This window comes from Peribacillus muralis (genome assembly GCF_001439925.1).
Classification (GTDB): Bacteria; Bacillota; Bacilli; order Bacillales; family DSM-1321; genus Peribacillus; species Peribacillus muralis.
This window is the reverse complement of sequence record NZ_LMBV01000035.1, coordinates 619-26536: the sequence shown is the minus strand read 5'-3', so window position 1 is coordinate 26536 and position 25918 is coordinate 619. Positions and strand designations below refer to the sequence as shown.

At 34.9% G+C, this 25918-nt stretch carries 20 protein-coding genes and 1 pseudogene; 3 read left to right on the top strand and 18 right to left on the bottom strand.

What is annotated here, in order from left to right:
• Positions 1–418: 418 nt before the first annotated feature.
• The 18 genes and pseudogenes from ASU00_RS22610 to ASU00_RS22525 all read right to left on the bottom strand — a co-directional run bounded on the left by ASU00_RS22610 (position 419) and on the right by ASU00_RS22525 (position 21246).
• On the bottom strand, positions 419–1072 hold the full coding sequence (locus ASU00_RS22610) for a GntR family transcriptional regulator (RefSeq protein ID WP_057915705.1): 654 nt from the start codon (positions 1070–1072) through the stop codon (positions 419–421).
• 125 nt (positions 1073–1197) lie between these two features.
• Positions 1198–1394 (bottom strand): annotated as a pseudogene (locus tag ASU00_RS25835) (Glu/Leu/Phe/Val dehydrogenase dimerization domain-containing protein); the annotation flags it as partial.
• A gap of 217 nt (positions 1395–1611) precedes the next feature.
• The gene (locus tag ASU00_RS22605; protein ID WP_057915704.1) at positions 1612–2913 is read right to left on the bottom strand and encodes an MFS transporter; all 1302 of its coding nucleotides are present in this window, start codon (positions 2911–2913) and stop codon (positions 1612–1614) included.
• Between the two features lie 47 nt (positions 2914–2960).
• A complete protein-coding gene (locus ASU00_RS22600; RefSeq protein WP_057915703.1) occupies positions 2961–4262 on the bottom strand; it encodes a (Fe-S)-binding protein in 1302 nt (433 codons plus the stop codon).
• Complete coding sequence (locus tag ASU00_RS22595) at positions 4259–5680, bottom strand: FAD-binding oxidoreductase (RefSeq protein WP_057915702.1); 1422 nt, start codon at positions 5678–5680, stop codon at positions 4259–4261. Before ASU00_RS22595 ends, ASU00_RS22600 begins: the two co-directional genes overlap by 4 nt.
• 20 nt (positions 5681–5700) lie before the next feature.
• The gene (locus tag ASU00_RS22590) at positions 5701–7134 is read right to left on the bottom strand and encodes an NAD-dependent succinate-semialdehyde dehydrogenase (RefSeq protein WP_057915701.1); all 1434 of its coding nucleotides are present in this window, start codon (positions 7132–7134) and stop codon (positions 5701–5703) included.
• Between the two features lie 17 nt (positions 7135–7151).
• Complete coding sequence (locus ASU00_RS22585; protein WP_057915700.1) at positions 7152–8447, bottom strand: aspartate aminotransferase family protein; 1296 nt, start codon at positions 8445–8447, stop codon at positions 7152–7154.
• Between the two features lie 18 nt (positions 8448–8465).
• Positions 8466–10121, bottom strand: coding sequence for a M20/M25/M40 family metallo-hydrolase (locus ASU00_RS22580; protein WP_057915699.1), 1656 nt, complete (start codon positions 10119–10121; stop codon positions 8466–8468).
• A 634-nt stretch (positions 10122–10755) separates the two neighbouring features.
• Positions 10756–12159: a capsular polysaccharide export protein, LipB/KpsS family gene (locus ASU00_RS22575; protein ID WP_057915698.1), complete on the bottom strand. Its 1404-nt coding sequence runs from the start codon at positions 12157–12159 to the stop codon at positions 10756–10758.
• Entirely contained in the window at positions 12156–12935 is a 780-nt protein-coding gene (locus ASU00_RS22570; protein WP_057915697.1) for a glycosyltransferase family 2 protein, read from the bottom strand. Before ASU00_RS22570 ends, ASU00_RS22575 begins: the two co-directional genes overlap by 4 nt.
• Positions 12936–13121: 186 nt before the next feature.
• Positions 13122–14171, bottom strand: coding sequence for a pseudaminic acid synthase (pseI, locus tag ASU00_RS22565; protein ID WP_057915696.1), 1050 nt, complete (start codon positions 14169–14171; stop codon positions 13122–13124).
• A gap of 4 nt (positions 14172–14175) precedes the next feature.
• Complete coding sequence (gene pseH / locus ASU00_RS22560) at positions 14176–14718, bottom strand: UDP-4-amino-4,6-dideoxy-N-acetyl-beta-L-altrosamine N-acetyltransferase (protein ID WP_082630576.1); 543 nt, start codon at positions 14716–14718, stop codon at positions 14176–14178.
• Between the two features lies 1 nt (position 14719).
• Positions 14720–15814 carry a UDP-2,4-diacetamido-2,4,6-trideoxy-beta-L-altropyranose hydrolase gene (gene pseG, locus ASU00_RS22555; RefSeq protein ID WP_057915695.1) on the bottom strand — a complete coding sequence of 365 codons (1095 nt, stop codon included), beginning with the start codon at positions 15812–15814 and terminating at the stop codon, positions 14720–14722.
• 1 nt (position 15815) lies between these two features.
• Entirely contained in the window at positions 15816–16562 is a 747-nt protein-coding gene (locus tag ASU00_RS22550) for a cytidylyltransferase domain-containing protein (RefSeq protein ID WP_057915694.1), read from the bottom strand.
• A 15-nt stretch (positions 16563–16577) separates the two neighbouring features.
• Positions 16578–17750: a UDP-4-amino-4,6-dideoxy-N-acetyl-beta-L-altrosamine transaminase gene (gene pseC, locus ASU00_RS22545; RefSeq protein WP_057915693.1), complete on the bottom strand. Its 1173-nt coding sequence runs from the start codon at positions 17748–17750 to the stop codon at positions 16578–16580.
• A gap of 36 nt (positions 17751–17786) precedes the next feature.
• Complete coding sequence (pseB, locus tag ASU00_RS22540) at positions 17787–18755, bottom strand: UDP-N-acetylglucosamine 4,6-dehydratase (inverting) (protein ID WP_057915692.1); 969 nt, start codon at positions 18753–18755, stop codon at positions 17787–17789.
• Positions 18756–18786: 31 nt separating this feature from the next.
• Positions 18787–19746 (bottom strand): CgeB family protein, encoded by a 960-nt coding sequence (locus ASU00_RS22535; protein WP_057915691.1) that lies wholly within the window; start codon positions 19744–19746, stop codon positions 18787–18789.
• A 903-nt stretch (positions 19747–20649) separates the two neighbouring features.
• Positions 20650–21246 carry a hypothetical protein gene (locus tag ASU00_RS22525; protein WP_057915689.1) on the bottom strand — a complete coding sequence of 199 codons (597 nt, stop codon included), beginning with the start codon at positions 21244–21246 and terminating at the stop codon, positions 20650–20652.
• Between the two features lie 294 nt (positions 21247–21540).
• On the opposite strand from ASU00_RS22525, the gene ASU00_RS22520 reads away from it, so the two are divergent.
• The 3 genes from ASU00_RS22520 (at position 21541) to ASU00_RS22510 (ending at position 24458) form a co-directional block, all read left to right on the top strand.
• Positions 21541–22014: an NUDIX hydrolase gene (locus ASU00_RS22520; RefSeq protein ID WP_057915688.1), complete on the top strand. Its 474-nt coding sequence runs from the start codon at positions 21541–21543 to the stop codon at positions 22012–22014.
• Positions 22014–23102, top strand: coding sequence for a glycosyltransferase (locus tag ASU00_RS22515; protein ID WP_152983828.1), 1089 nt, complete (start codon positions 22014–22016; stop codon positions 23100–23102). Before ASU00_RS22520 ends, ASU00_RS22515 begins: the two co-directional genes overlap by 1 nt.
• A gap of 567 nt (positions 23103–23669) precedes the next feature.
• Positions 23670–24458: a HipA family kinase gene (locus ASU00_RS22510; protein WP_057915686.1), complete on the top strand. Its 789-nt coding sequence runs from the start codon at positions 23670–23672 to the stop codon at positions 24456–24458.
• Positions 24459–25918 lie beyond the last annotated feature (1460 nt).

The following is a 25918-nucleotide window of genomic DNA, read 5'->3' as shown; positions in this document are numbered from 1 at the left end:
CTCAATCATACGAATGACAAAAAGGATTGGTGGTTATTCCACAAAAGGGCACGATTTTTTAATAAGGTTTGCTTTTCTTATAGAACTAACGGGTGCGTTAGCTGTAGATCGGAGCTGTCTTAAAGGCAGCTCTTTCTTATGGAACTAAAGGGGGAGGCTTGATCGGTACTTTCAAAGTAGTTCTATATATTATAAGAAACTCGTCAAAAAGAATCCTTTGCTCATTAGGAGCAAAGGATTTTCAACGATAGGGGAAAACTTTGTTTCAACAATTTTATAGATTATATACATTTATTTTAAAAGTAATAGCGTTAAATTTTTGCAACGAAGTATAATCAATCAATATGTTCCAAATAAAAAACTTCTAAAGAAATCTTTTTCCAACGCTTTTGGCATAGACCCAAAACTAATTTAATGATTAATTTTCATACTTGTAAACTCTTTTCCGGATTTGCTCTATATGATTCTCCATAGCATTTGCAGCCTTTTCACTATTTCTCTCTTTAAGAAACTTAAGAATTTCATAATGCTCAAAGTAAGCAAAATCAACACTTTCTTCTAAAGCACCCCGGAGAATAAGAAAACGATGCAAATTTACATGTAATTGCTCAATAAAATCTTCTAGTTTTTGGTTTTTTGTAAGGGTAGCAATAGTCATATGAAAATTAATATCCGTATCTATGAAAGCACTATAGTCTTTATCCTCTATTGCCCTTTTTTGTTGTTTTAATATTTCTTCTAACTTCTGACCTTGCTCACCCGTCATATTTACAGCAGCTTGACTTGCAGCATATGTTTCAAGGAGCTGTCGTAAATTTAGATAATTGATTGCATCTTCTTGCGAAAACACGGCAACCCGAGCAATCTTACCATTTTCAATTTGAACTAATCCTTCATTAGCTAATTGGGTAATAGCCTTTCGTATAGGAGTGCGACTTATTCCTAAGATTGATGCTAAACCCTCTTCAGGTAACAGCTCCCCTGCAGAGAATTCATTAAATAGAATAGCTTTTTTTATTGATTTATATGCTTTATCTGATAGTGTCTCGTTCTGTTCCACTTTTTTCATCATAGAATCAACTCTTTTTTCTTGTATCCTGTATTTTTTATAATTATTAAAGTATACAAAGTATATCTAAAAAAGTAAATAATACTCTCATAAAAAATAGCGCATATCTCCTCTTCCAGCTTATAACGTCCTTTTCTCCACCCGTAAGGTAGATCTGCAATGTCGCATTTTAAGCTCATCCAAAAGACAATGCTTTTACCTCTGCTTCGTCGCTCACTTCAGGATGAAAGCGAACGCTCCTTTATTAATAGCCTACTGCATCGTTATGCTGGGAACGAAAACACGTAAACACTTTGACCGAACCACCAGCCATTTTGACAGGTAACCCGAACTTTTCAGCATTCGGATAGGCCTTTTAATACTTCGTAGACTCTATTCCGGCAATTTATCTTAAGCTTAAGCATTCACAGTTGTCACCATATCCTCCCGTAAACAGTAAAAAAATATTTGATAATATCCTTGGTCTTCTTTGGTACTAGGGGCTGGCTTTTTGTGTTTTCAATAAAACAAAAGCAAAATCTATAACTAAAGCATTAAAACGTTCAGATGTTATTTTCGCCTGTTAGTGTTTCATTCTGTTCCACTTTTCTTACATTAGAATTAACTTTTACAAACATAGTTAGAATTGCTGCAACAATTAAAGCTCCTGCCATTAACAAGAAAGAAGCCCCCGGATTTCCTGTGATTCCATTAAGATAACCTACAATATACGTACCAGCAAATGAGCCTAACGCTCCCATACTGTTCACAAGAGCTATAGCTGCCCCCGATACATTTCTGGGAAGGATTTCAGGGAATATAGCCATAAATGTACCAATTGGAGCAAACATAATACCACCTGAAATAGTTAACATTACAAATGATGCTAGAAAGTTAGTATCTCCTAAGGCATAAGAAAAATAGAGAGTAATGGCTCCAATTACTAAACAAGGCCATACAAGTAATTTGCGAACTTGAAATTTATCTGAGATATACGATATGATTAGCATGAGAATAATAGCTAACATATAAGGTACTGATGATAATAAACCAGTTTCTCCAATTCCTGATTTAGATAAATCTTTAATTATTGTGGGTAACCACATGATAAACCCAGCAATACCTATGTTCCAAAGAAAGTATTGGGGAGCTAATAAAAGGACATTTCTAGATTTAAATGCGGCCCAATAATTAGGCACCGGTTTAATTTCTGCTTGTTCCCTTTCAAGTACTAATTGAATAGAGATTTTTTCTTCTTGTTTTAACCATTTCGCTTCTTCAGGTTTATCTTTAATTAACATCCACCAGACAATTGCCCATATAATAGAAGGAAACCCTTCAATAAAGAACATTTCACGCCAGCCTAATGTTTGAATTAAATAACCCGATAATATCGACATCCAAAGAATAGTAATAGGGTTAGCTAACATAAGCAAAGTATTGGCTTTTGACCTTTCTTTTTTCGTAAACCAATGACCAAGGAGAACAAGAAGACCTGGAAGAACAACACTTTCCACTACCCCTAATAAGAAACGAATGACTAATAATAACTCAACATTACTAACTAAACCTGTGAGTGAACTAAAAAGTCCCCATAGTATTAAACCCCAAAATATTAATTTCTTAGCGCTATTCTTTTCTGCATAATGAGCTCCTGGAATCTGAAAGCAAAAATAGCCTAGAAAAAATATGGATCCTAACAAAGATGACATACTTGAAGTAATATTCAAATCTTCAGCCATTCCTCCTGCTACAGCAAAACCAAAGTTTGTACGATCAACGTATGCCAAGCTATAAGTAATAAATACAATTGGTATAATATGAATCCAGCGTGCTTTTGACAAATTAAATTCGTGTTTATTCATAATACCTTGCACTCCTTTCTAATGAAATTAGTCTCCCATCTTTATTTCTATTCTCCAAGTCCTGCCGCCGCTGCTAATAGCTCAACCAAATGAACAACTCGTACCTTTTCGTTTAGTCCTTCTCGCTGTACCCCTAGTTTCATTTGTAGTAAGCAGCCAGGGTTTGTGGTAACTACGATTGTTGCGTCCGTTTTTTTTGCCATAATCATTTTTTCATCCAATACTTCCATTGATTCTTTATAGTTTACTACGTTATATATGCCAGCTGACCCACAGCACATATGAGGGTTCTCCATCTCTTTATACACTATTCCAGGTATTTGTTTTAAAAGGGCTACGGGCTCTTCTGTAACTTTTTGAACGTTGGTCATATGGCAAGAGCGCTGGTAGGTGACAGTTGCATTAACTGGCTGATTTAAAGACACCTTACAATCAAAAAGGATTTGACTAATATCTTTTGTCTTCTTTACAAAAGCCTTTGCTCTGTTAGTCCATTCATCACCTTGTTCAGCAAGCAAATGATCATACTCAATTAAAAGCGCTCCACAGCCACCTGCATTATTGACAATAAAATCTACTTCTATGGATTCAAAAACTTCAATATTCTTTTTAGCAAGAGTTACAGAGTCATCTTTTCGGCCTGCATGTGCATGAAGAGCACCACAACAAGTTTGTTCCTGAATAACATGTACTTCACAACCTGCACGTGAAAGAAGCTCCATAGAAAGTCGATTAATCTTTTCAAATAAAGCGTCCATTATACATCCTGTAAAAAAAGCTACTTTATAGATAGGTTTTTCACTATTTACAGCCGGAAATAATGTTGGACGTTTTCTTCTTGCTAATGGTGAAGTGACGTTTGGCATTACTCCTTCAAAAACTGATAAGTTTTCAGGCAAAACTTTAGTTAAATTTCCTTTATGGGCTACCTTCTGTAATCCTGATGTTTGATAAAGCCATAAAAGATCAGCAATTGTTGTCCACTTTTGACTATTAGGGAATAACTTCATAAATAATGCATCTTGTGCGGTTTTCTTTATATTAGAAATATTCTCACTTTTATTTTTATAAATAGCTTCTTTTGCGCCTTCTAATATTTTCCCGTATTGTACACCAGAAGGACAGGCTGTTTCACAAGCTCGACACCCTAGACATAATTCAATTGGGTTTTCTAAATCTGAGATTGATAAATGCCCTTCTGCTGCCATTTTTACAAGATTAATCCTTCCTCTGGGAGAATGCGTCTCTGTTCCCATCGTTAAATAGGTTGGACAAGCTGGTAAGCAATAGCCACATTGAACGCATTGGATAGTTTCTTCATAAGGCAATAAATCAATTAATTTTCTCATCCTTCTAACACAAACCTTTGACCAGGATATGGAAATATTTTCCCGGGATTCATAATGTTTTTTGGATCCCAGCTATCTTTGATTAATTTCATCATTTCAAGCTCAACTCCTTTGAATTCCATACTCATAAAAGGGGCTTTCATTGTTCCAATTCCGTGCTCTCCTGAAAGTGTTCCTCCTAAGTCTATAGCAGCTTCAAAAATTTCTGCGACAGCTTGTTCTACTCGTTTCATCTCTTCCTTATCTCGCTTATCTGCCACAATATTAGGGTGTAGGTTCCCATCACCAGCATGACCAAATACAACGAGGTCAAGGTCGTATTTTTCGCGAATTATTTTGAGACGTTTAAACATTTCTGGTATTTTACTTCGAGGGACTGTTGCATCCTCAGAGATTTTCGTTGGCTTAATCCTTGTAATAGCAGGAGAAACTAGTTTACGAGCCTTCCACAAAACGGCTTCATCAGACTTTGATCGAGCAACCTGAACATCTATTGCCCCAACTTGCTTACAAATCTCTTTAATTTGTGCTAATTCTGCCTTTACTGCACTAGGATGACCATCCACTTCAATTAAGACTATTGCATCTGCATTAACTGGCAAACCACTAGGTTGATAGTCTTCTACGGCTTGGATACATGCTTGGTCCATGATTTCCATTTTAGAAGGACATATTCCAGAAGTTAGAACTTTCGAAATTGCTTCTCCGGATGCAATTATTTCATCAAATACTGCCATAGCTGTGCCAGTCGTCACAGGTTTTGGTATTAACTGTAGAATGGCTTTTGTAATAATTCCCAAAGTACCTTCAGATCCTATAATTAACTTGGTTAAATCATACCCAGTAACATTCTTAACTGTCCTTCCTCCAGTTTGTATGATTTCTCCTTTTGGAGTCACAACTTCCAAACCCAGAACATAATCTTTAGTTACACCATATTTTAAGCCTCTTGGTCCTCCAGAATTTTCTGCTAGATTTCCGCCAATAGTAGAAACGGCAGAGCTACTTGGATCTGGAGGATACATTAAACCTACTTTTTCAGCTTCTTTATGAATATTTTCTGTAAGGACACCAGGAGTTACAATGGCAACTAAATCCTCTGGAATGATATCTAAAGTTTTGTCCATTTTGGATAGATCTAGTACTATACCCCCTTCTACAGGAAGAGGGCCACCTGATAATGAAGTGGCCTGCCCTCTCGGATATACAGGAATATGATATTGATTAGCCAGTTTCACAACTGATGAAACTTCTTGGGTTGTATTTGGCTGTATAACAATTTCTGGATAATAAATTCCGAAAGATGCATCATATGAATAGCTTGCTAAATCCTGTCTGTTAGTTAATAACCTTTTAGAATCTGAAATTAGTTCTTTTAACTTCCCTAATATCTCACCATCAATTTTTCTGTATTCCATCTGCTCATCCCCTTGGTAGTTTAACCTTCTAATCCAATGGACAAAAACTTATATTCTAAGTAATCATCGATACCGTACTTTCCTCCTTCACGCCCAATACCAGATTCTTTCACACCTCCGAATGGGGCTTGTGCAACAGTAGGCAAAGCATCATTGATGCCCACAATACCATATTCCAACGCTTCAGCTACGCGGAACATACGAGAACCATCTTTTGTATAAACATAAGACGCCAATCCGTACACTGTATCATTAGCTTTCTTTATTACTTCTTCTTCTGTATCAAATTCAAAGATAGGAGCAACGGGTCCAAAGGTTTCTTCACTTGCAATTTTCATATCATGTGTTGCATGTAAAAGTACAGTAGGCTCAAAGAAATATCCATTTGTGTACTCTTTTCCTTCAGGTTGCTTTCCACCTTGAATAAGATGTGCTCCTTTTCCTACTGCATCTTGAACGTGTTGTTGTGTTTTTTGCACAGCTCGTTCATCAATTAATGGTCCAATACTAACTCCATTTTCAAGACCATTACCTATAACTAGATTCTTTGCTTTATCAGCTAAAATTGCAGCAAACTTTTCAGCAATTGATTTTTGTACATAGATACGATTTGTACATACACAAGTTTGTCCAGCATTCCTAAACTTACTAGCAATCGCTCCTTCTGCAGCTGTTTCTAAATTTGCGTCTTCAAAAACAATAAATGGTGCGTGTCCTCCTAGTTCCATAGACACTTTTTTCATGGTATCAGCTGATTGACGAACTAATTTTTTTCCAACTTCTGTAGATCCTGTAAAGGTAATTTTACGAACAATTGGACTTTCCATCATTGCACCTACAATTTTAGAAGCAGAGCCATTTAATAAATTTACAACTCCTTTTGGTACCTCTGCTTCATGAAAGGCCTTTACAACTTCAATAGCAGAAAGGGGCGTTTCACTTGCTGGTTTCATTACAATAGTACAACCAGCTGCTAAAGCTGGAGCAAGTTTTCGTGTAATCATGGCAATAGGGAAATTCCATGGTGTAATTGCTCCCACAACTCCAATAGGTTGACGTATTACAATTAACCTTTTATCAGGCGAAGACGAAGGAATTGTATCACCATAGATTCTTTTACCTTCCTCTGCATACCAGTCTAAATAATCAATAGCCAACCCAATTTCTCCTTTTGCTTCAGCAATAGGCTTGCCCATCTCCTTAGTAATGAGAATAGCTATTTGATCTACACGCGAACGAAGAATCTCTGCTACTCTGTGCAAATAGTTAAAGCGTTCCTTAGCTGTTAGTTTCGCCCAAGTAGGAAATGCTGCTTTAGCAGCTTGAATTGCTAGTTTTGTTTCTTCTGTACTTCCATCAGCAATGGTATCAATTACTTCACCAGTTGCAGGATTACATACATTAAATGTTTTTTCTGTTAGTGCTTTACACCATTCGCCATTAATATATAACACGTAGGTTCCTCCCCTTTTTAATAAGTAGAAATAATTTCTTGTAAAGAAGCTTGAATAATATTCATTGCTTCATCTATTTGATCTTTTGTAATAATAAGTGGTGGAATAAAGCGAATAACATTTTTATCTACTCCACATGATAATAATATTAAGCCTTTTCCCAATGCTTTTTGTCGCAGTAACTCTACTGTTTGTGCATCTGGTTTACCATCTCTATCTAAAAATTCCATTCCAATCATTAAACCTAAACCACGAATGTCTTTAATAAAAGGGTATTTGGGTATTAATTGTGATAATTGTTGAACAAAATATTCTGCTTTTTCTACAGATTCTTCAAGCAGACCATTCTCTAACAGCTCAATTACGGCCAGAGAAGCTGCACAAGAAACTGGATTCCCTCCATATGTACCCCCATGAGTTCCTGCTGTCCATTCATCCATTAATTCTTTACGAGCTACTAATGCACTAAGAGGAAACCCATTAGCAATGCCTTTAGCTAAAGTAATAACATCTGGCTTTATTCCAAAGTGTTCCCAGGCAAACATCTTTCCAGTGCGTCCAAATCCTGTTTGAATTTCATCAAATATAAGTAAGATATTGTGTTTATTACATAGTTCTCTTAATCCTCGAATGAAAGAATAAGGTGGAACAATATATCCGCCTTCCCCTTGAACAGGTTCTAAAATAAAAGCTGCTACTTGATCAGGCGCGATTAAATATCTAAAAATTTCATCAATTGATTCTAGGCACCGTTGTGCCTCTTCTTCTTCACTTAAATCAGAACGAAATGTATAAGGATAATCTGCGTAATAAACGCTTGGTAATAACCCCTCATAATCCTTACGGTATGAAGCACTAGAAGCTGTCAGGGTTGTTGTAGCAATTGTTCTCCCGTGAAAGCTTCGTTTGAAGGAGATAATACCTGGACGTTTTGTTACTTTTTTAGCTAGTTTGATAGCGCCTTCATTTACTTCAGCACCACTGTTTGAAAAATATACTTTATAATCACCACCATGAAGTTCATTTAATTTTTCAGCTAACTCCACATATTGAGGATAATAAACGACATTGTGTCCACCATGAACTAGTTCCTCTAATTGCTTTTTTGTTCTCTCCGCTACTAGAGGATGATTATGTCCAACATTTGTTACAGCAACTCCACTAGCAAAGTCTAGATATTGACGGCCATCTTCTCCCCATAAATATGCACCCTCACCTTTTACTACCCCAAGTTCTGTTGCCCGATTTGCCACTGGAGGCATAACGGCTTTTGCACGCTCAGCTAACGTTTTGATTTTAGACTGAATAGTCATAACTCTTTCCCCTTTCGTTTAACTATTTAAAGTTTTTAATGACATTTTACGAAGTAATAAAGGCACTGTTTTAAATGAATAAGGCTTGTACACACGTTCCGTCCATCTATGTGCATCTTCTCCATATACTCCTATATTAAGGGCCGGAATATTTAGATCTCGTATCTTATGAACGGGTACATCGTAGATCTTTTCCCATTCAGGAAAATTACTAATTAGTGAGGAAATTTCCTCATCAGTATCGTGCAGAGACAAATAACTGCTATCTGTTAAAAAAGGAAAGAATTTACGTATTTCAAAATTTTCTTTATTAAAATGTTCCTCTTCATTAATTACTTCCTCTACTGCCCTTAACACCAAGTCATCTCTTTCACAATCTCCCTTTAAATAGTTATGAGGACAATAGGGAGGAGCATAAAAAAGTATGATACAGGGCTGTACTTGTTGATCTAGCTCTCGTAACCTATTCACAATCTCGTAACAAAGCATTCGTGGTTCCATATTAGAATTATTTGCAACAATCCTTGCTGTTTCATCAGAAACTTTTATACCTTGTTTATGCAGTTTGTAACAGTATTCTTCAAAGCTGTATACTTCCATGTCCCAAGAGCAACTAGATAGTGGTAAGTTATTTTTTTTCGAGAATAAATCATATTGCTTTTCATATTGTTTTTTCACATTTGTAGCAGCTGCGATGGATATTTTTTTTAATTTCTCTAACACTTCTTTTGGAGAAGACTCATAAATCATAAAATTAAAATAAAGATAGCTTGTGGTAGCAGTTTGGACATTGTAAAAATCTTTTGTATCCCTTTGATATAAAGTTGTAGGCGGTATGACCATTTCACCCTCAACTTGCTCTGTTAACTCCATATTATTATTGATCAGTCGGTTAAGTTCAGAAGTAACAGAAGTAGGATCAAGGCCTGTCAATGTCTGTCCAACATGTGTCTCTCTTCCATATACATAAAAACAAGGTAATAACTTACCACCAGCACCTGTATAAATATATTTAGTTGTGTCCCCTGGATATAAAGGAGCAATATAATCGTTATTAAACGCTGCAATGTATTCCAGATTCTCTTCCTTTCGTAAACGTAACAGTTCATCTACTGCAGTAATCACGCCTGTATGCTGATTCTCTTCTACTGGATTTGCCATGAAAATGATTTCACCGGACCATTGGTCTCTGTTTTCAATGAAAAAGAGCAGGTTTACAAGATGTACAGCCACCCCACTTTTCATGTCTACAGAGCCTCGACCAAACATCCAATCACCTGATTGAGCTTGTTCTTGAATCTCTTTATTTGATTCCCAACCTTTAAAAAAGTCCAGTAACTTTTCAGGATTATTTGCAATGGGCTTTAATTCCCCATAATCGTTTATACCAACAGTATCAATATGTGAATGAAAAACGATGGTTTTTTTGGAATCTTCTTTTCCCTTAATCCTTGCAAATACATTTTTTCTTTCTAACCTATCTCCAGGTAAATATTGAACCCAAACTTGATTTGGATTTTCTTCAAAGTAAGGAAAACTTCTTAAAATATTCTCAATCTTTTTTGCGATTTCTACTTCACCTTTAGTACCGTTTATACTAAGCGTTTCTACTAAACATGTAGTTAATTTCTCTACTTGATCTGATATTGTTGCATTTTTAAGATCGTTATACACTACAATTCCTCCTCCTCACTAATTTTTAAAGTATCCTGTATACAGTATACTGGTATTTTATTGGATTATCCGCTAAAAGTAAATGTAAAATTCAGAATTATTTAATTTAATTTTTATATCCCTATTAATATTCTTAGAAAAAAGGTATATTAAATCTCGAGATTTTTTTACAAAACTTGGAATTAAAATAGGTTCATGGACACCGATTCGAGACTTTATTCTTAGACAATTTTCCCGATGGATTTTCAATATTCATTATATTTCCCCTTATTAAAAGCTTCGAAAGTACTTTATTGACGATTTCTTCAAATGTCTTTACATTTACTAACGCAAACGCTTCTCCGAATATTTCTTCTTCCGTGGAGGCACACCGGTTGGATCGGCGGCTGGTTTACGCATCGAGAAAAAACATCCGTTTTTTCTCGATTTAGAGCAGGCTCGATGTTTTAAAGACCTAAATAAAAAAGTCATAAAAAATAAGGAGTGATACATATTAGTTATGACTAATATGTATCACTCCATCAACCTGTATTGGATAATAGCTGTGTCTTACTGATAATTTTTTTTGCAGGTCGTAGATCTGGTCCATTTAAGGATACATTAAAAGCATTCTGTTTAGCTAATTACCGTGCACTCACATGTTAGACTGATTAATTAAATTGATTAATTTCTTCCCAGAAAACCCGTCGTTATAGGAATTGGATAAATACTGATTTCTAATATTTTCATATATATCTTTATGTTCGCTAGAAATATAATAATTATTCACAACTTTGGAAAGTAGATTAGGATCTGACTGTATATAATCACCTAATTTGTCGAAATAATCATATGTTCGATTACTATTTAAAAAGTTAAAAATAAATACAGGTTTATTAAGTAGTATACTTTCTAATCCGACTGTAGATAAAGAAGAAACCACTCCGTCCACATGAGATATTAATTCGTATAGATTATTTTCTCTTGAAGTGTAAACTTTAATTGATTTGTATTTCTTTTCAAGTTCTAAATAAACTCCATATTTCTTCTTTCCCATCTCCCACGGATGGGGTTTTATTATTATTTGAAAATTTTGGTTGTCTAAAATATTCTTAATTAGCGTTTCTAATTTAATAAAATCTAGTTGTGGCCCAGTGATTAACAATAAAGTTTGTTTATTAGGGTCAAGTTCATACTTTTTAAAAAAGGTTTCTTTGTCTGTCTTAGAATTGGTAAAAATATCATCAAATTTAGGATGACCTAATTCTGATATTCGATTTATTGTTAGTCCTCTTTTCGAATACCATCTTTTCTCATAATCACCATAAACCCCAACTACTGTTGTAAATACTGGCATAAACGCCTCTTCCCCCATTAAGATCCCATGCTGTAAACAGATACTTTTGATACCTCGCATTGAGCCAACGATAGAAAGAGCTCGACTTTGCATATCTTCAGTAGTCCCCACAACGACAGAGGAAATATCAAGTTTATCAAACAGGTTAAATACTGTACTAAGGGTTTTCACGATTAAGGGTATTCGATTTAGAAATGTCTGTTGAAAGAATTCATTACCAAACGCGGGATGGTTTTTAAACTTTCCAAATAGTAAGGTTGCACTTTTTAAAATTTCTTCAGATTCCTTCGTATTTTTCTCTTCATAATTCACAATACTCTCGCTTGGGATCCCATAAATATGTGAACTTTTCGAACGAGATAGAATAATTGTTTCATTGGGATTAAACCATTTTTTATAGGTTAGTTCAGGAATTCGAGTATAATCAGAATTGATTAATATCTTCCCATTATTGGACTTTACTGGTACTCTAATTTTTTCAAGCCATGCTTCAAAATAAGGTTGAATCATATTCTGATTCAATTTAGGTGATGTTAAGTTTGTCTGAAAGTCTTTATTCTCCATTTTGATTTTAAGTTCATTATCGATTTGTTGATAAAAGTTAGTTAACAAGACAATAGGGATTTCTCTAAATGTTAATTGGTTAAATACTTCAACAAACTCCTGATAAAGTGTCCAATAGTTTGATAAGTAGGTGTTCATCCTTCCCCCCTCCGTCTAAGTGCTCTAATAGATTCTCTTAGTTCTTTACAAGTTCTTTGTGGTGGTAACATTTTTGAAAACTCATTTGGGGTATCATTAAATAATTGAGCGTGGATAGATTTAGGAGTTATATAATTAAAATCCAGAATTTCATTGAGGGGGTAAAATGGCCAAAAGTGATTGATCCTCCAAAAAAACCTAGCATCGCCTATTCTATAAAATTGAGGATCCTCATCCCAATATGAACCAAAGGTTTCTTTTATTTTAGGAAGAATGTCTATTCGGTGCATAATCGAACAATGGTCGGTCATACAAGAAGCAATCCATGAAACTGATTTTGCGGGTCTAACAATTTGGTTGGTAATTTCCCCCTTCTCATTTAGATGAGAAGTTTTTGATGCTGAGTATACTACCATTGCTTTAGGTTGTTTATCTAAGTACTCTACCATTTTCTCAATTTTCTGCCTGTGGTGAACATTATCATCCGTAGCATAAATAACATATTCTCCCTGTGCTAACTCTAGTGCTTTATTGATTAAAACCGCATATCTTGTTTTCTCTACCCTTTCCTCGATTGTTTGAATATCACTCCTGAAGAATTTTACTCTTTTATCATTTAAAAATTGTTCAATAACACTTATAGTTTCGTCATTTGAATTATCATCCATTATAAATAATTCAAAATCCTGATAAGTTTGGTCTAAAATTGAACGAATAGAATCTGACACATATTCTTGCTTATTAAAACTTGTTAATATTACCGTAACTCTTGGCAAAAAATTTCCTCCTCCTTACAAGATATTCGTTTCACATGAATTTAAACGATCAAGAGCACAACTGTTAGTATGGGGACTATGAGTGGTTAAGAGACAAGGTCTTTAAGGACGGGCATTTTTAAAACAGGAAGGCCGAAAAGGACGTAACGCCTGCAAGTAAAACTTTTATTTACCTCTAAACAAATACTATAAAATACTCCAATCCGCTGGGGTACCTGCTTTTATTTCTTTATCTACCTTTTTCCCCAATAAATGTTCGTAATATTTAGGAGCTAATCCATAACCTGGTCTTATGACTCTTAAATTTTCTTTTGTCAAAACGTCTCCGGCCTTTAAGTCCTTTACAATATAGATAGATCTTCTAAATTTCATTGACTTTTTCTCTTCTTCACTTGGACCATAAGTTATATGACCCAAAGCTTGCCAGGCTTTTTCAGTATCTACTACTAAATCCTGCATTTCATTCGGCTCCATAGAAAAAGCAGCGTCTACACCACCATCTGCTCGAGAGGTAGTAAAATGCTTTTCTATAACCGTCGCGCCAAGTGCAACACTTGCCACAGAAACGGCAGTACCCATCGTATGATCAGATAACCCTACTTGACAGTTGAAAAGCCCTTGCATGTGTGGAATCATTGAAATATTTGTATTTTTAGGCGAAGCTGGATAAGTACTCGTACATTTTAAAAGGATAATATTTTCACACCCAGCATCTCTAGCCGAACGAACCGTTTCATCTAACTCAGCCAGAGTTGCCATGCCTGTAGAAATTATCATTGGTTTGCCTGTGGAAGCAACTTTCTTTATGAGGGGGATATCATTATTTTCAAATGAGGCTATTTTATACATAGGTATGTTTAACTCTTCAAGGAAATCAACGGCTGTTTCATCGAATGGAGTGCTAAAGGGGATAAGTCCCAGTTTTCTGCACCTTTCGAAAATTGGCTTATGCCACTCCCACGGAGTATAGGCTTGTTGATAAAGTTTGTAGAGGTTATTTTCATTCCATAAACTATTCTTATCTTCAATTTTAAAATCTTTATTAGCTATATTTATTGTCATTGTATCGGCAGTATAGGTTTGTATTTTCAATGCATGGACGCCAGCTTTAGCTGCAGCTTCTACTATTTCTAATGCACGTTCTAACGATTGATTATGATTTCCTGACATTTCCGCAATAATAAAAGGAGGATGATTAGGTCCAACCAATCTTCCTTCAAAATTGATATCATTCATGTGGTCACTCCTCTACTATAAAATTTAAGTTTAGTTTCCCTTTATGCATTTCCCACTCTTCTTTTTGCAATCCAAAACGGATTACATCGATAAACCGATCTTCTTTGATATGTTTATTTTTATAAATCCCTTCTTGCTTAAATCCTAATTTCAGATGATACCTTTCACTTTTTTTATTAAATGATAAGACTTCACCAATAATTTTTTTCATGAATAAAGAATGAAAGGCGTAATCTAATCCTAACCACCCCATTATCGTACCAGAGCCTTTAGGTGCATCATTTTCTCCAATATAAAATCCCCAGACACATGTATGATTTTGTTGGTTATTATTCTTAAAAGAGATTAGACCCAATGGTTTTTGCCGATAAATAAAAAGTCGATAATATTCCTTTTGATTTTTCAAAATATCTTCAAACCATCGACTATGTTCTACATAGGCAATTGGTTGATCGTTATACATGTTCATACGAATATGTTCGTAATTTCTCCATTTAAAGATCATATCCTTATCTCTTTCTGATAATGCCCTTAAACAATAGTCCATACTACTCTTCCAATCTCATTATTTGTTGTATCATTGATTGATGCTTTACAATATTATCTTTCATTAATAGATAGGACAATCTTGACATTTCATTTCGTTCCACTTCATTCTCTATTAAGTTTTCCAATTGTTGCGTTAAAAATGTCTGCTCAAGCGTTTCTTTTTCACCTAAATATTTTATAATTTTTTTTCTACTTAAAGTTTTACAAATTTCCACCTGATTATCAGCAATACTCCACACTATAGAGGGCAAACTAAGGAAACACCTTTCCCATGTAGTGGTTCCACCTGCTCCAATTGACAGATCAGCTTGACGCATCAATTCAGATATATTAGCCACTTGACAATAAAAATGCAGAAAATTATACTGTTTACAAATTGATGCAAGCTTTCTTTTATGCAGATTATTCCGACCCACAACAACATCTACTTGGATGTCATTACGATTCATTTTTAAAAAAGTGGCTAGAGCTTTTCCAGTTTCATTCGTATGATCAATACCACCAAAAAATATTAAAATCCGTTTCACAGCTCCACTTCGTATCTCCTGCTCACTCCATTGGTCATAAAACTCATCTCTCAACAAGACGTAACTCGGTCCTAAAAACGTTTTACAGTGTGGTGGTACGAGAGAATGATAACGAATTGGATAATCCTCGAAATAGTTTTGATCTATCAAAACATCACAATCATGCTTTCGGTCTGCCAAATCATCAATAATCAAAATTTTATTTACAACTTCTCTAAGACTACCTTCCCACACCTCGTTAATTGCATAATGATCGACAATTAACAAATCAACGAAGCCCTTCCTTAGTAAATTTTTTGTTTGCGTGGCATCAACACTCAATGGCACACCCAACCATTTAGAATGTTTGGTGTAATTTGTTATTTTCAAATTCACTTGAGAGGCTGGAAGTCTTAAAACTTTATATCCGTTTATTTCAATAAAGTCACATAAATGCCCGGTATGTTCTCTACAAATAAAACTGACCATGTTACCTTGTTCACGTAATTTTTGTGCAAGAGTTAAACATCTCATAACATGGCCTATCCCAATGTCTATTGAGGCATCAACACGTATAAATACATTCATATTATCCTCTTTTAGATACTTTCTTTTGTTCGATATGGGAATTTATTGATACCCATTCAGGTTTATCCTGTAACAAATAAATAATATCTTCAAACGTAAAGTGTTTTTTATTCTTTTCATAAAAACTGTTAATTATTAGTGTAATCAGCACTAAATCTTCTTCCGTATCAACGGTTAAGCGAAAAGAGCTTAAATCGATATGGTGTTTAACATATGCTATTTTAAACTTATCAGGGTGATGATAAATATACGGTGTAACATGTTCACGATAAACGGTGTCTCCTGCTTCCCTATACGATTTTTCTAGTGCCTTCATTGAGAACACCTCAACATCGAATCCACGAGGATAAGTTCTTTCAATTGTATTTGAAATATAATCGTACAGACTTATATTAGATAGGTATTCGGAAATGATTTTATCAATAATATTAGGATCAATTAACGGGCAATCTGATGTAAGGCGAACCACCACTTCAGCATCATATTTATTTGATGCTTCAAAGAACCTCTTTAAAACATCCTCTTCCGAACCTCGAAAGTAGTCTACCGATAACCTCTCACATAGCTCAACAATAGGCTGTTCCGTTTCCTTTGTAGTTGTTGCCACAACTATTTTACTAATTAATTTGGACCTTCCCACTCTTTCAATTTGATATTCAAGCAAAGGTGTACCTAAAACTTCCTTCATGACTTTCCCCGGTAACCTTGTTGATCCCATTCTTGCTTGAATAATAGCTACTACCTTCAAAAAATCACCTTCTAATCAATTAGAGTAACGGGTGATGACCTTATACACAGCATTAATAACGTCACGTACATCATTTTCTGTCATTGCTGGAAAAAGGGGTAATGTAAGGACTTCTTGGTACAGCTTTTCTGCATTTGGACAAAGTCCTTTTTTATAACCTAACCCTTGATAATACGGTAAAAGATAAACCGGAATGTAATGGACATTGACCCCGATATTTTCTTGAACTAAGGCGTTGAATATATCTTTTCTATTTCCTGTTAATTGCTCTAAATCAAGACGAATCACATATAAATGCCAACTTGAACTACTATCCTCGGTTTGATCCGGAATAGTAATAGCATTAATATTTTTAAACGCCTGATTATACATCGAGACATATTTCTTACGAAGATCCAAAAATTCATCTAATTTCTTTAACTGACTTGATGCAAGGGCTGCCTGAATATCTGTCATTCGATAGTTATACCCTAAAAAATGCATCTCATAATACCAAGGGCCATGATTTTCAATCATATTGCCAGAATCACGAGTGATTCCATGCGAACGGAATTGTAATAACTTGTCATAATATTCTTTATTATTAGTTGTAATGATGCCACCTTCACCGGACGTAATGTGTTTGACGGGGTGAAAACTAAACATGGTCATATCACTAATCGAGCCTATCTTTTTCTGTTTATATGTTGCCCCTAATGCATGTGCTGCATCTTCAATAATAATTAAATTATGTTTTTTGGCGATATCATGTATTTCGTCCATTGAAGCAGGTTTTCCCGTAAAATGAACAGGGATTATCGCTTTTGTTTTTTTGGTAATTTTACCCTCAATATCTTTTGGATCGATATTGTATGTTTTTTCATCAATATCAGCAAAAACTGGCTGTCCATCTTGATATAAAACACAGTTTGCACTAGCTGCAAACGTTAAGGATGTTGTAATCACTTCGTCCCCTTCACCTATACCAGCTGCAAAGCATGCGCCATGTAATGCTGCCGTTCCATTGGAGAACGTTACAGCATATTTTGCTCCTACATAATTTGCTATTTCCCGTTCAAATTTAGAAACGAAAGGACCAGTAGTAAGATAATCACCTTTTAAAACATTAACAACCGAATTGATATCTTCATCATCGATCCATTGTCGTCCGTATGGAAGATAAGTATCTCTTATTGGTCTATTATTCATTTAGCCTCCTCCTTCTCTTTTTCTAACTAAAAACGTTTAATCTTGTATTAGGTTTCTTAAATCTTCGACAGATAGCCATTGATCATTCGTATCGCTTACATAGCTAAATCCCTCAGGTAACGATTTTCCCCCTTTGGAAGTTTCAGCATTCCACCACGGAAATTCCGGTTGAATTACATAGTATGTGCCGTAGTCTAATGTCCGACGAGCATCATCTTCCGTTATCATCGCTTCATGCAATTTTTCACCTGGGCGAATACCCTTAAACTCCACTTCACATGCCGGAGCAATCGCTATGGCTAAATCCGTAACTTTCATACTTGGAATCTTCGGAACAAAAATTTCTCCGCCTTTCATTCTTTGGAGGTTATCAATAACAAACTGAACACCTTGATCTAATGTAATCCAGAATCGTGTCATACGCTGATCTGTAATAGGTAGTTTTCCAGTATCTTTTATACTCTTAAAAAATGGTACTACACTACCCCGACTGCCAACGACATTCCCATAACGAACTACACTAAAACGAGTCTTCTTATTTCCAGCATACGAGTTTGCCGCAACAAATAACTTATCAGACGCTAATTTTGTGGCCCCATATAGGTTAATCGGGCTTGCAGCTTTATCAGTGCTTAAAGCTATGACTTTTTCTACCCCTCTCTCAATAGCCGCCTCAATAATATTTTGGGCACCGTTGATATTTGTCTTAATCGCTTCAAATGGATTATATTCGCAGATACCCACATGTTTTAAGGCAGCAGCGTGAATTACAACATTGACACCGTCAAATGCACGAAATAATCTCTCTTTATCTCGTACATCCCCAATAAAAAAGCGAATTCTAGGATCCGTATATTCCTTAGCCATTTCATATTGCTTTAATTCATCCCGACTGAATATAATGACTTTCTTAACATCCATCTCCAAAACCTTACTAACAAATTTTTTTCCAAACGAACCCGTACCACCAGTTACCAAGACTGTTTTATCTTTCAAATAAAACATTTCTTCCCCCCATTTATTATTATTGAAAGTATCAAGATATTTCATCTAGGATAAATTGAATTCTATGAAAAAAGGTATGACTATTCAAAACCCTTTCTTTTGCATTTTTTCTATATTGATTTCTTGAATTCTCGTTATTTAGAAAATGATTAATCAATTCTATACAATTCTCATTGTTAGCATACGAAACAATTTCATTAGAAACGTTAAAATGCATATCTAAATCAGGTTTATTAGGAATTAATTGAAATCCGCCACAGGCTGCGATATCAAAGGTTCTATTATTTATACTTTTACTTTCAATACCTTGTGTATTTATGTTTTTAGCAAAATCGTAAGTACGATGAGGGTTCAAAATAATTTTTGAACTAATAAATATGTTTCTTACAGTTTCAGGAACAACCCATTTATTGACAATAGTCAATCTTTCCATGTTAGTTGCTATATACTTTCTCCACCGAGGTCCAACAAGTATCAAACTATAATGTGTATCATTTAGAATATGAGTAACTAATTCAATCCTCTCCGGGTATGGATAGCCAACGAGACATAAGTCATATATATACTTGATGGGAGTAACAGAAGGTTGATATAGGTTAGGATCTGTTCCTAAAGGAAGGTGGAAAAAATTTTTTTCGGGAAACTTCTTCTTATAAAACTCTAAAGCCCCTAAATCTATTGTAAATATATAATCATAATCCTTAACTACTTCAATCGAGCTATCAATATAAAAGGGATCTTCTGTTAACCAAACACTTAAAATTGAACCACATTTTTTAAAACACTCCATTAATCGTTTATCTACTTTATAACCAACCAGTGTAATGATTAAATCTGGTGCAAAATCTTTAACTTTTTTAATTGTTTCTTGAGTATACACTGAGTCTATCTTGGTAATGGTATGATTAAAAAACATAAATGCTTCTTCTATAGCTTGTTCGAAATAAGGATATACACCCCTATAACCAGATGAAATCAATAAGATGTTCATAGAATAAAATACTCCTCTATCTCAAAAAGGTCGAAATATAAAACCTTTTTTATATCTTTCCCAAAGAACAACATCCTTTCATCATGGTAAGATTACCGAAAAGGATTCTATAGCTTCACAACGTACTACTGTTAATCGTCTTTCCAGAAATGGTGAAATCAGATCTTCTTCCAAAATTTGAACGGCGCAACACTTCACCTTTTCTAGCTCCCCCTCTATAATGTCGCCAGATTTTGTTCGAATAGAAATGTCTTGCCCTTCATAACTTTCCAATAACTTACACAAACAGTCTTTTTTACAAAAAAACATTATTATCACTCCTTTTTTATAATCCATAATAATTACACACGAAATGAGGAGACAACTTAGGTTTATGAAAAAGAAACGATAAACATCAGTTTCTAACCCGGTCTTATAAGATTTTTATTTCTTGGTAATGTATTCATAAGAGGACGAGCATGTGAGGGCACATTCAACCAAAATCAAAAATAGGAATATTAGAGCAGAAAGTCAAAAACCGATCTCCTTGGAATGAGGTCGGTTTTTGACTGTAAAACAAAAAAGATTGTGTGCGAGATGCGCGGCAGCTTTTCTTGTTAAAGAGTACGGTCAGACAAAAATTCTTTATCCTTTTTATCCTTACTCATTTCCCCACTTCTTTTCCAATTAATTATTATCCTGTAAAACTGACAATAAATTGCTTTGGATAGGACAAGTATTACAAATCCAAGCTATTTGCAAGTAACAATTTATCTTAGATGGAGTAACAAATCCGTTCGTATACTTTTACGAATGGGAGTAACAATGCTTTACCCCATTTCGCAAATTTTATAGGCTAAGAGATTCCAACATAATAAGTCGAACTCCTCTACGTCAAGGGCACGACTTTACTCTTTAGGTTTCCTATATCACATTGAAATCGATATTTTTCCGCCAGTCTTCATATGATTCAGGATCTATTTTCTTCGCCTGTTCTAGGAATGTATCCAATAACCCCAGCTTCTTTAAATCACGAAACATCTTCGGATTATATGGATCATTCATTGTGAGACCATCTGAATGATCGATTGCTTTCAGTACATTACCCTCTGTTACAACAAAATGTCCGATTGAGGTCTTGATCCTAATAAATCCGGCTCTCTTAAGCTCCTTTCGAATCATTATGATTTGTTCTGTAAACGATTCAGGAATGTCTTTCGTTTTTTTCAAATAATCTCTTAAATTGGGACCTTTTAAATACTCCATAATTACATAGTTTGGTCCGACTTCATATAACCTCGGGACAATATGAGTATCCTTCGCTGCTTCAAGTGCTCTCCCCTCTTTAGTTGCAGCATTTGGATTGACATAAATTTTCACGCAAAGATCATCATCAAGCTGAAAAACTGCACCTTGACTTCCTTCACCAATTAGTTTTAATGTGGTTGGATTTTGAATAATAAGTTCTTTTGCACCGTTCTTTTCTATTCTTTCAACCTTTATTAATTTAAAATCATTCATCTATTATCCCACCTCTATCCTTGATAAGCATAATCTATAATATGAAGTCAATAATTAGTTGATTTAGGTGGATCACACACTTTTTCACAAAATTAAGTCATACCCCCTTTACAGAATTCTTAATGACGAAAAGATCCTATTCTTTAAAAACTTGCTATGTAGACAAGAATTAGGCTCATACTCGTACAATTAAGAACTTTACAAAAATCATACAAATATATGTACTTGTCCGTTTCTAATCTTTTTCATTTTGCATTTACTATAAGAGCGCAATAATCAAAAAGGAGACTTAAGATGGGATACATTGAAGATTTACGTGCTCTCGTTGGGACTAGAGCTTTGCTGCTTACTGGCGTCACCGTTTTGGTTATCGATCAGAACAGTCGTTTTCTGATGGTACAATCCAATAAAATGTGGAAATTGCCAGGCGGCTTTATTGAATTAGGAGAATCTGCGGAAGAGGCTTGCAGACGGGAGATTTTAGAGGAAACAGGAATGAACATAGGTAACCTTCAATTAATTGGAGTTTTTTCTGGGAAGGAATATTTTACGAAGCTGCCTAATGGTGATGAATATTTTCCAGTCAACATTGCTTACGTAACCGAAGACATTCTCAGCGGAGATTTAAAACCTGATGATATGGAAATACAAAATGTTCAATTTTTTAAATGGTCCTCCTTTCCGAAAAACTTAACTGAACGAGACCGACATATATTTCAGAGCTTTATCGAAAATTTGATTTTAGAGGGAAGGAAGAATTTGAAATAATGAAGGTAATCGTTTTTTACATTAGAGAACCTATAAAAATAAATCAAGAATTTATGTACAATCAGATCATTATGTTGGATCAATATCGGCCTATTGTAATTGGCCCTTACCCAAATAGCGACAATGTTCTATATCAGTTTGAACATTATTATAATATGAATGATATTAAAGACCTTGGATCGTTCTTTAAGGAGCAAAATGTCGTCGCTATTCACGCTCATCAAGGGAAACATTCCTTGGATATTCTACCAACAGCTATAGAGCTTGACTTTCCATTGATTGTGCATTTTCGAGGACGTGATTCATCTACTCAAACATATAAGAGATTTCGCAAAAATGTCCTCCGATATCAAAATTTAGTTAAACATGGAGCTGGTTGTTTTGCAGTTTGCCATTTTCTTGCGGAGGAATTAAAAAAATTAGGGTTTAAAGAAGATAAAATACATGTATTATATGGCGGTCTGGATTTAGATTTATACCCATATTATGAACGTTCCTTACCTAAGGAAGGTGAAGTGCGAATCTTGTCTGTAGCCAGACTTGTCGAGAAAAAAGGATTTCTTACGCTTTTGAAGGCTTTTCAACGGATTCATCAGGAAAACCCAAGAGCGACACTGCACATCATTGGAACAGGTGAAGTCGAAGAAAAGATAAGGGTTTTCATTAATGAAAACCGGTTAAACGACCATGTTTTTCTTAGGGGACCAATGAATTCCAACCAAATCTCTAAGGAATTAAGAGATTGTCATCTTTTTTGCCTTGCCAGTGAAACGGGCGAAGATGGCGATGTAGAAGGGATTCCAAATGTATTAAAAGAAGCCATGGCAAGTGGTGTACCAGTCATCTCCACCTTTCATGGAGGTATCCCCGAATTGATTGAGCATAAAAAAACAGGATACCTGGTTCCTGAGAAAGATGATTTGAAATTGGCACAAGGTATAAAATATTTTCTTAGCCATCCAAGAGTTTGGAAGAGATATACCAGAAGTGCAAGACAGGTTATTGAAGAAAATTTTGATTTGAATAAGCAAATTACCGAACAACAAAGGCTATACCGCTTAATAGAAAAAAATAACGGTAGTAAATAGCATGGAAAGCATGGGTCAGTCCATATATCCAGTTGAATCTAAACACCATGCCATATTAAAGATGGAAAAAATATATAGTGAAATGGAAAGGTACTGAAACTAAAAACCAAAAAAGTAGTAAATGAACAGTACTCCGTAAATTAGCAATGTTCCTTCTTTTCCTTTTGTCCCCTTCAGACATGTAAATATCCCTGAAGAATTCGTTAAAACACTCCTAGATCACATCCTTCACATCCCAAAAATACAAATTTAGTTTTTAATTGAAAAATGTGTGTTTATTTATCAGCAGTATTGTAAGTGAAATAAGATATCCCTTACCAAAGTACTTACAGATGAGCCGTTTCAAATCAAAATGAAGAAGATAATAAATAGCTTGTAGAAAAAATTGTATCCATATTATATGAAGTTTCTCAATCCATCACTGAAGAATGCGGAGTCTCATTGGGACAGTGAGGCACTGTACAAATTTCTTTTAGTACAGAAAAGTTAATTACCGAATCTTATCACCAATTTCATTAATCAAGACAAAAGTACTATGAAAAACAAAAAAGAAGGAGACGAATTGATATGACAAAATACCCAATTCAATATGTACAAACATTAAGGGGTGGAACCGCACATGTCATTCTTTTCAGCGATGGTAAAGAATATGTTGTGAAGTGGTTCGATACTAAGAAAGGAAGAGAAAAAGAAGTGGTCAATGAATATCTGGTCGGCAAATTGGCAGAGCTCCTTTCACTTCCCGTTATCCCATTTGATCTTGTATATATAACGGAAGAATTTATCAAGAAAACTCCTGAATTACAATCCAGTACACACAACTATAGCTCTGGATACCAATATGGCTGTGTTTTTATTGAAAACAGTACAGTTTTCGAGAATGTTAGAGAAAATCCGCCCGGTAAGTTGGATGTTAAAAACCGAGATATGCTTGCCGGTATAACGGTCTTCGACCAATGGGTGAATAACTCTGACCGAGGTACGATGAATGTCATTTTGGAAAACATTAGTGATGGTAGCTATTATGTCCATATGATTGATCATGGCAGAGTTTTTCCTGGGCGTTACCAATGGTCTGCTCAAACGCTAAGGGAAACACCTGTATTTAACTACCATTGGCCTTTTTATAAATGGGCCTTCTCTCTTCTCGATAATCATAAAGAGCTTACATCGTTTATAGAACAAATAGTGAAATTGCCAAACAAATCGATCTATCAAGTGATTGAATCCATCCCTAAAGAGTGGAATGTTAGTACGAAGGATAGAGATGCTCTCTACAAGTTTCTTTTAGAACAGAAAAAGAATTTGCCAGAAATAGTTGATCGTATTATCCAGCATCATAGCAATCCAAAATAACGCTAAAAGTAACTCCTTATTAGCTTTTGAACTCTACCCTGAATAATGGACACGGTTAAAAGTCCCTTATTTCGGGTTTTTTCTATGTCCTCATACTAAAACCCGTTTATAATTAATTTAAGATAGATGGGCGGAGGAAGTTATAACGAGTAAAATTATTTTTAATGAATTTCAAATGAAACGATTTGAGAACAATCCTCATGTGAAACAAGTGTCCGAGCGTTCAATCGCTTATAGTCCTGATGGTAAAGGCTGTTAAAGAAAACCAAGCAGGAAAGTCACCTACATAACTCTTTATCAAACATGGATTTGATTTAGAGATGATTGGATCGGATAAGCAAAAAAGCTGCTTAAAATGATGGAGAAAAATATATGAACAATATGGCGAGGCATTCTATTCCATATAGGATACTGGATCCATTTCTTTTAACTGTTCAAGAACAGTGGTAATGGACCCAAATTTTTCAATTCGGGCCGGTATCGAACCCTTGTATAGGAGCTATAATGATCAATTACTCTTTATTCTCTTCCTTTATTACGATAATGTGGCGCAAATCGGCACCCAATCTAGTAAACTTTAAACGCTTCATTTTTTTAGTACAAAAAGAATTTGCCACATCATATATTCGGATCGGACCCCTCCAGATTATAAGCTTTTTTAATAGCTGCCAGGCTTCCTAAAATCCCCAAACAACGAATTATTAATTTTATAAAAATGGTAAACGCCAATACTTTTATAGAAAAGTGATTGGCGTTTTTTGCAAACCTCGTATAGTTTAAACTGTTGAAATCGCATATTAACTCCAAGAAAATTAAGGATTTTTTTAAAAAATAAGCTCTATCCTTTGTGAAAGTGTATGTTTACGAACGGATGGATCAAATAGCTAAATCGGCCATAATATTTTTTTGTGCATATGTAATGTACCCCTAAACCTGATCTAATTTCTAAAACTTAGCTTATGTTAAAAGCCCATAATGTACGTTTCTTTTGAAATTGGACTTAAATTGAAGAACCGACCTATACAGGTCGGCTTATTTTATCCTATTAATAATAGAAGACCGTAACGTCGACAATTCAACAGGACATATAGAAACGCTTTCTTTCTTTTTTAGAAGATACAAAATTGGTTTATATATATAATGCTCTAATTTTAAAAAATGACAGCAATATTTCAATTTATATGTACTTTTATATTTACTTACTAACTTGAGAATCTCCAGATCTCTTTGCCATAATCCTTCAAGGTGATGCACGTCCTTTATCTCTCCCGGTAAAGTTCTGACACCTTTGTCCGAATGTGATCTCTGCTTCCCGTTCATGGGAGAGAATACATCTAAAAATGGTCTTTAGTGTTTAAAAATGGGTGTTATTATTTGGTTTTATCCAATCAAAAAAATTCTAGATTCATAAGATAAAGTAATGTTTTATGAAAAGGAGGGTACAAAATTGGGAAAGGATA

Bases quoted from the DNA above. Each gene is read 5' to 3' on its own strand.
- ASU00_RS22605 (WP_057915704.1), bottom strand. From the start codon at position 2,913: ATGAATAAACACGAATTTAATTTGTCAAAAGCACGCTGGATTCATATT.
- pseB (WP_057915692.1), bottom strand. From the start codon at position 18,755: ATGTTTTATTTGAAAGATAAAACAGTCTTGGTAACTGGTGGTACGGGT.
- ASU00_RS22535 (WP_057915691.1), bottom strand. From the start codon at position 19,746: ATGAACATCTTATTGATTTCATCTGGTTATAGGGGTGTATATCCTTAT.
- ASU00_RS22610 (WP_057915705.1), bottom strand. From the start codon at position 1,072: ATGATGAAAAAAGTGGAACAGAACGAGACACTATCAGATAAAGCATAT.
- ASU00_RS22520 (WP_057915688.1), top strand. From the start codon at position 21,541: ATGGGATACATTGAAGATTTACGTGCTCTCGTTGGGACTAGAGCTTTG.
- pseC (WP_057915693.1), bottom strand. From the start codon at position 17,750: ATGAATAATAGACCAATAAGAGATACTTATCTTCCATACGGACGACAA.
- pseI (WP_057915696.1), bottom strand. From the start codon at position 14,171: ATGAATGATATCAATTTTGAAGGAAGATTGGTTGGACCTAATCATCCT.
- ASU00_RS22575 (WP_057915698.1), bottom strand. From the start codon at position 12,159: ATGAACACCTACTTATCAAACTATTGGACACTTTATCAGGAGTTTGTT.
- pseG (WP_057915695.1), bottom strand. From the start codon at position 15,814: ATGAATGTATTTATACGTGTTGATGCCTCAATAGACATTGGGATAGGC.
- ASU00_RS22525 (WP_057915689.1), bottom strand. From the start codon at position 21,246: ATGAATGATTTTAAATTAATAAAGGTTGAAAGAATAGAAAAGAACGGT.
- ASU00_RS22595 (WP_057915702.1), bottom strand. From the start codon at position 5,680: ATGGAATACAGAAAAATTGATGGTGAGATATTAGGGAAGTTAAAAGAA.
- ASU00_RS22515 (WP_152983828.1), top strand. From the start codon at position 22,014: ATGAAGGTAATCGTTTTTTACATTAGAGAACCTATAAAAATAAATCAA.
- ASU00_RS22510 (WP_057915686.1), top strand. From the start codon at position 23,670: ATGACAAAATACCCAATTCAATATGTACAAACATTAAGGGGTGGAACC.
- ASU00_RS22585 (WP_057915700.1), bottom strand. From the start codon at position 8,447: ATGACTATTCAGTCTAAAATCAAAACGTTAGCTGAGCGTGCAAAAGCC.
- ASU00_RS22600 (WP_057915703.1), bottom strand. From the start codon at position 4,262: ATGAGAAAATTAATTGATTTATTGCCTTATGAAGAAACTATCCAATGC.
- pseH (WP_082630576.1), bottom strand. From the start codon at position 14,718: ATGGACTATTGTTTAAGGGCATTATCAGAAAGAGATAAGGATATGATC.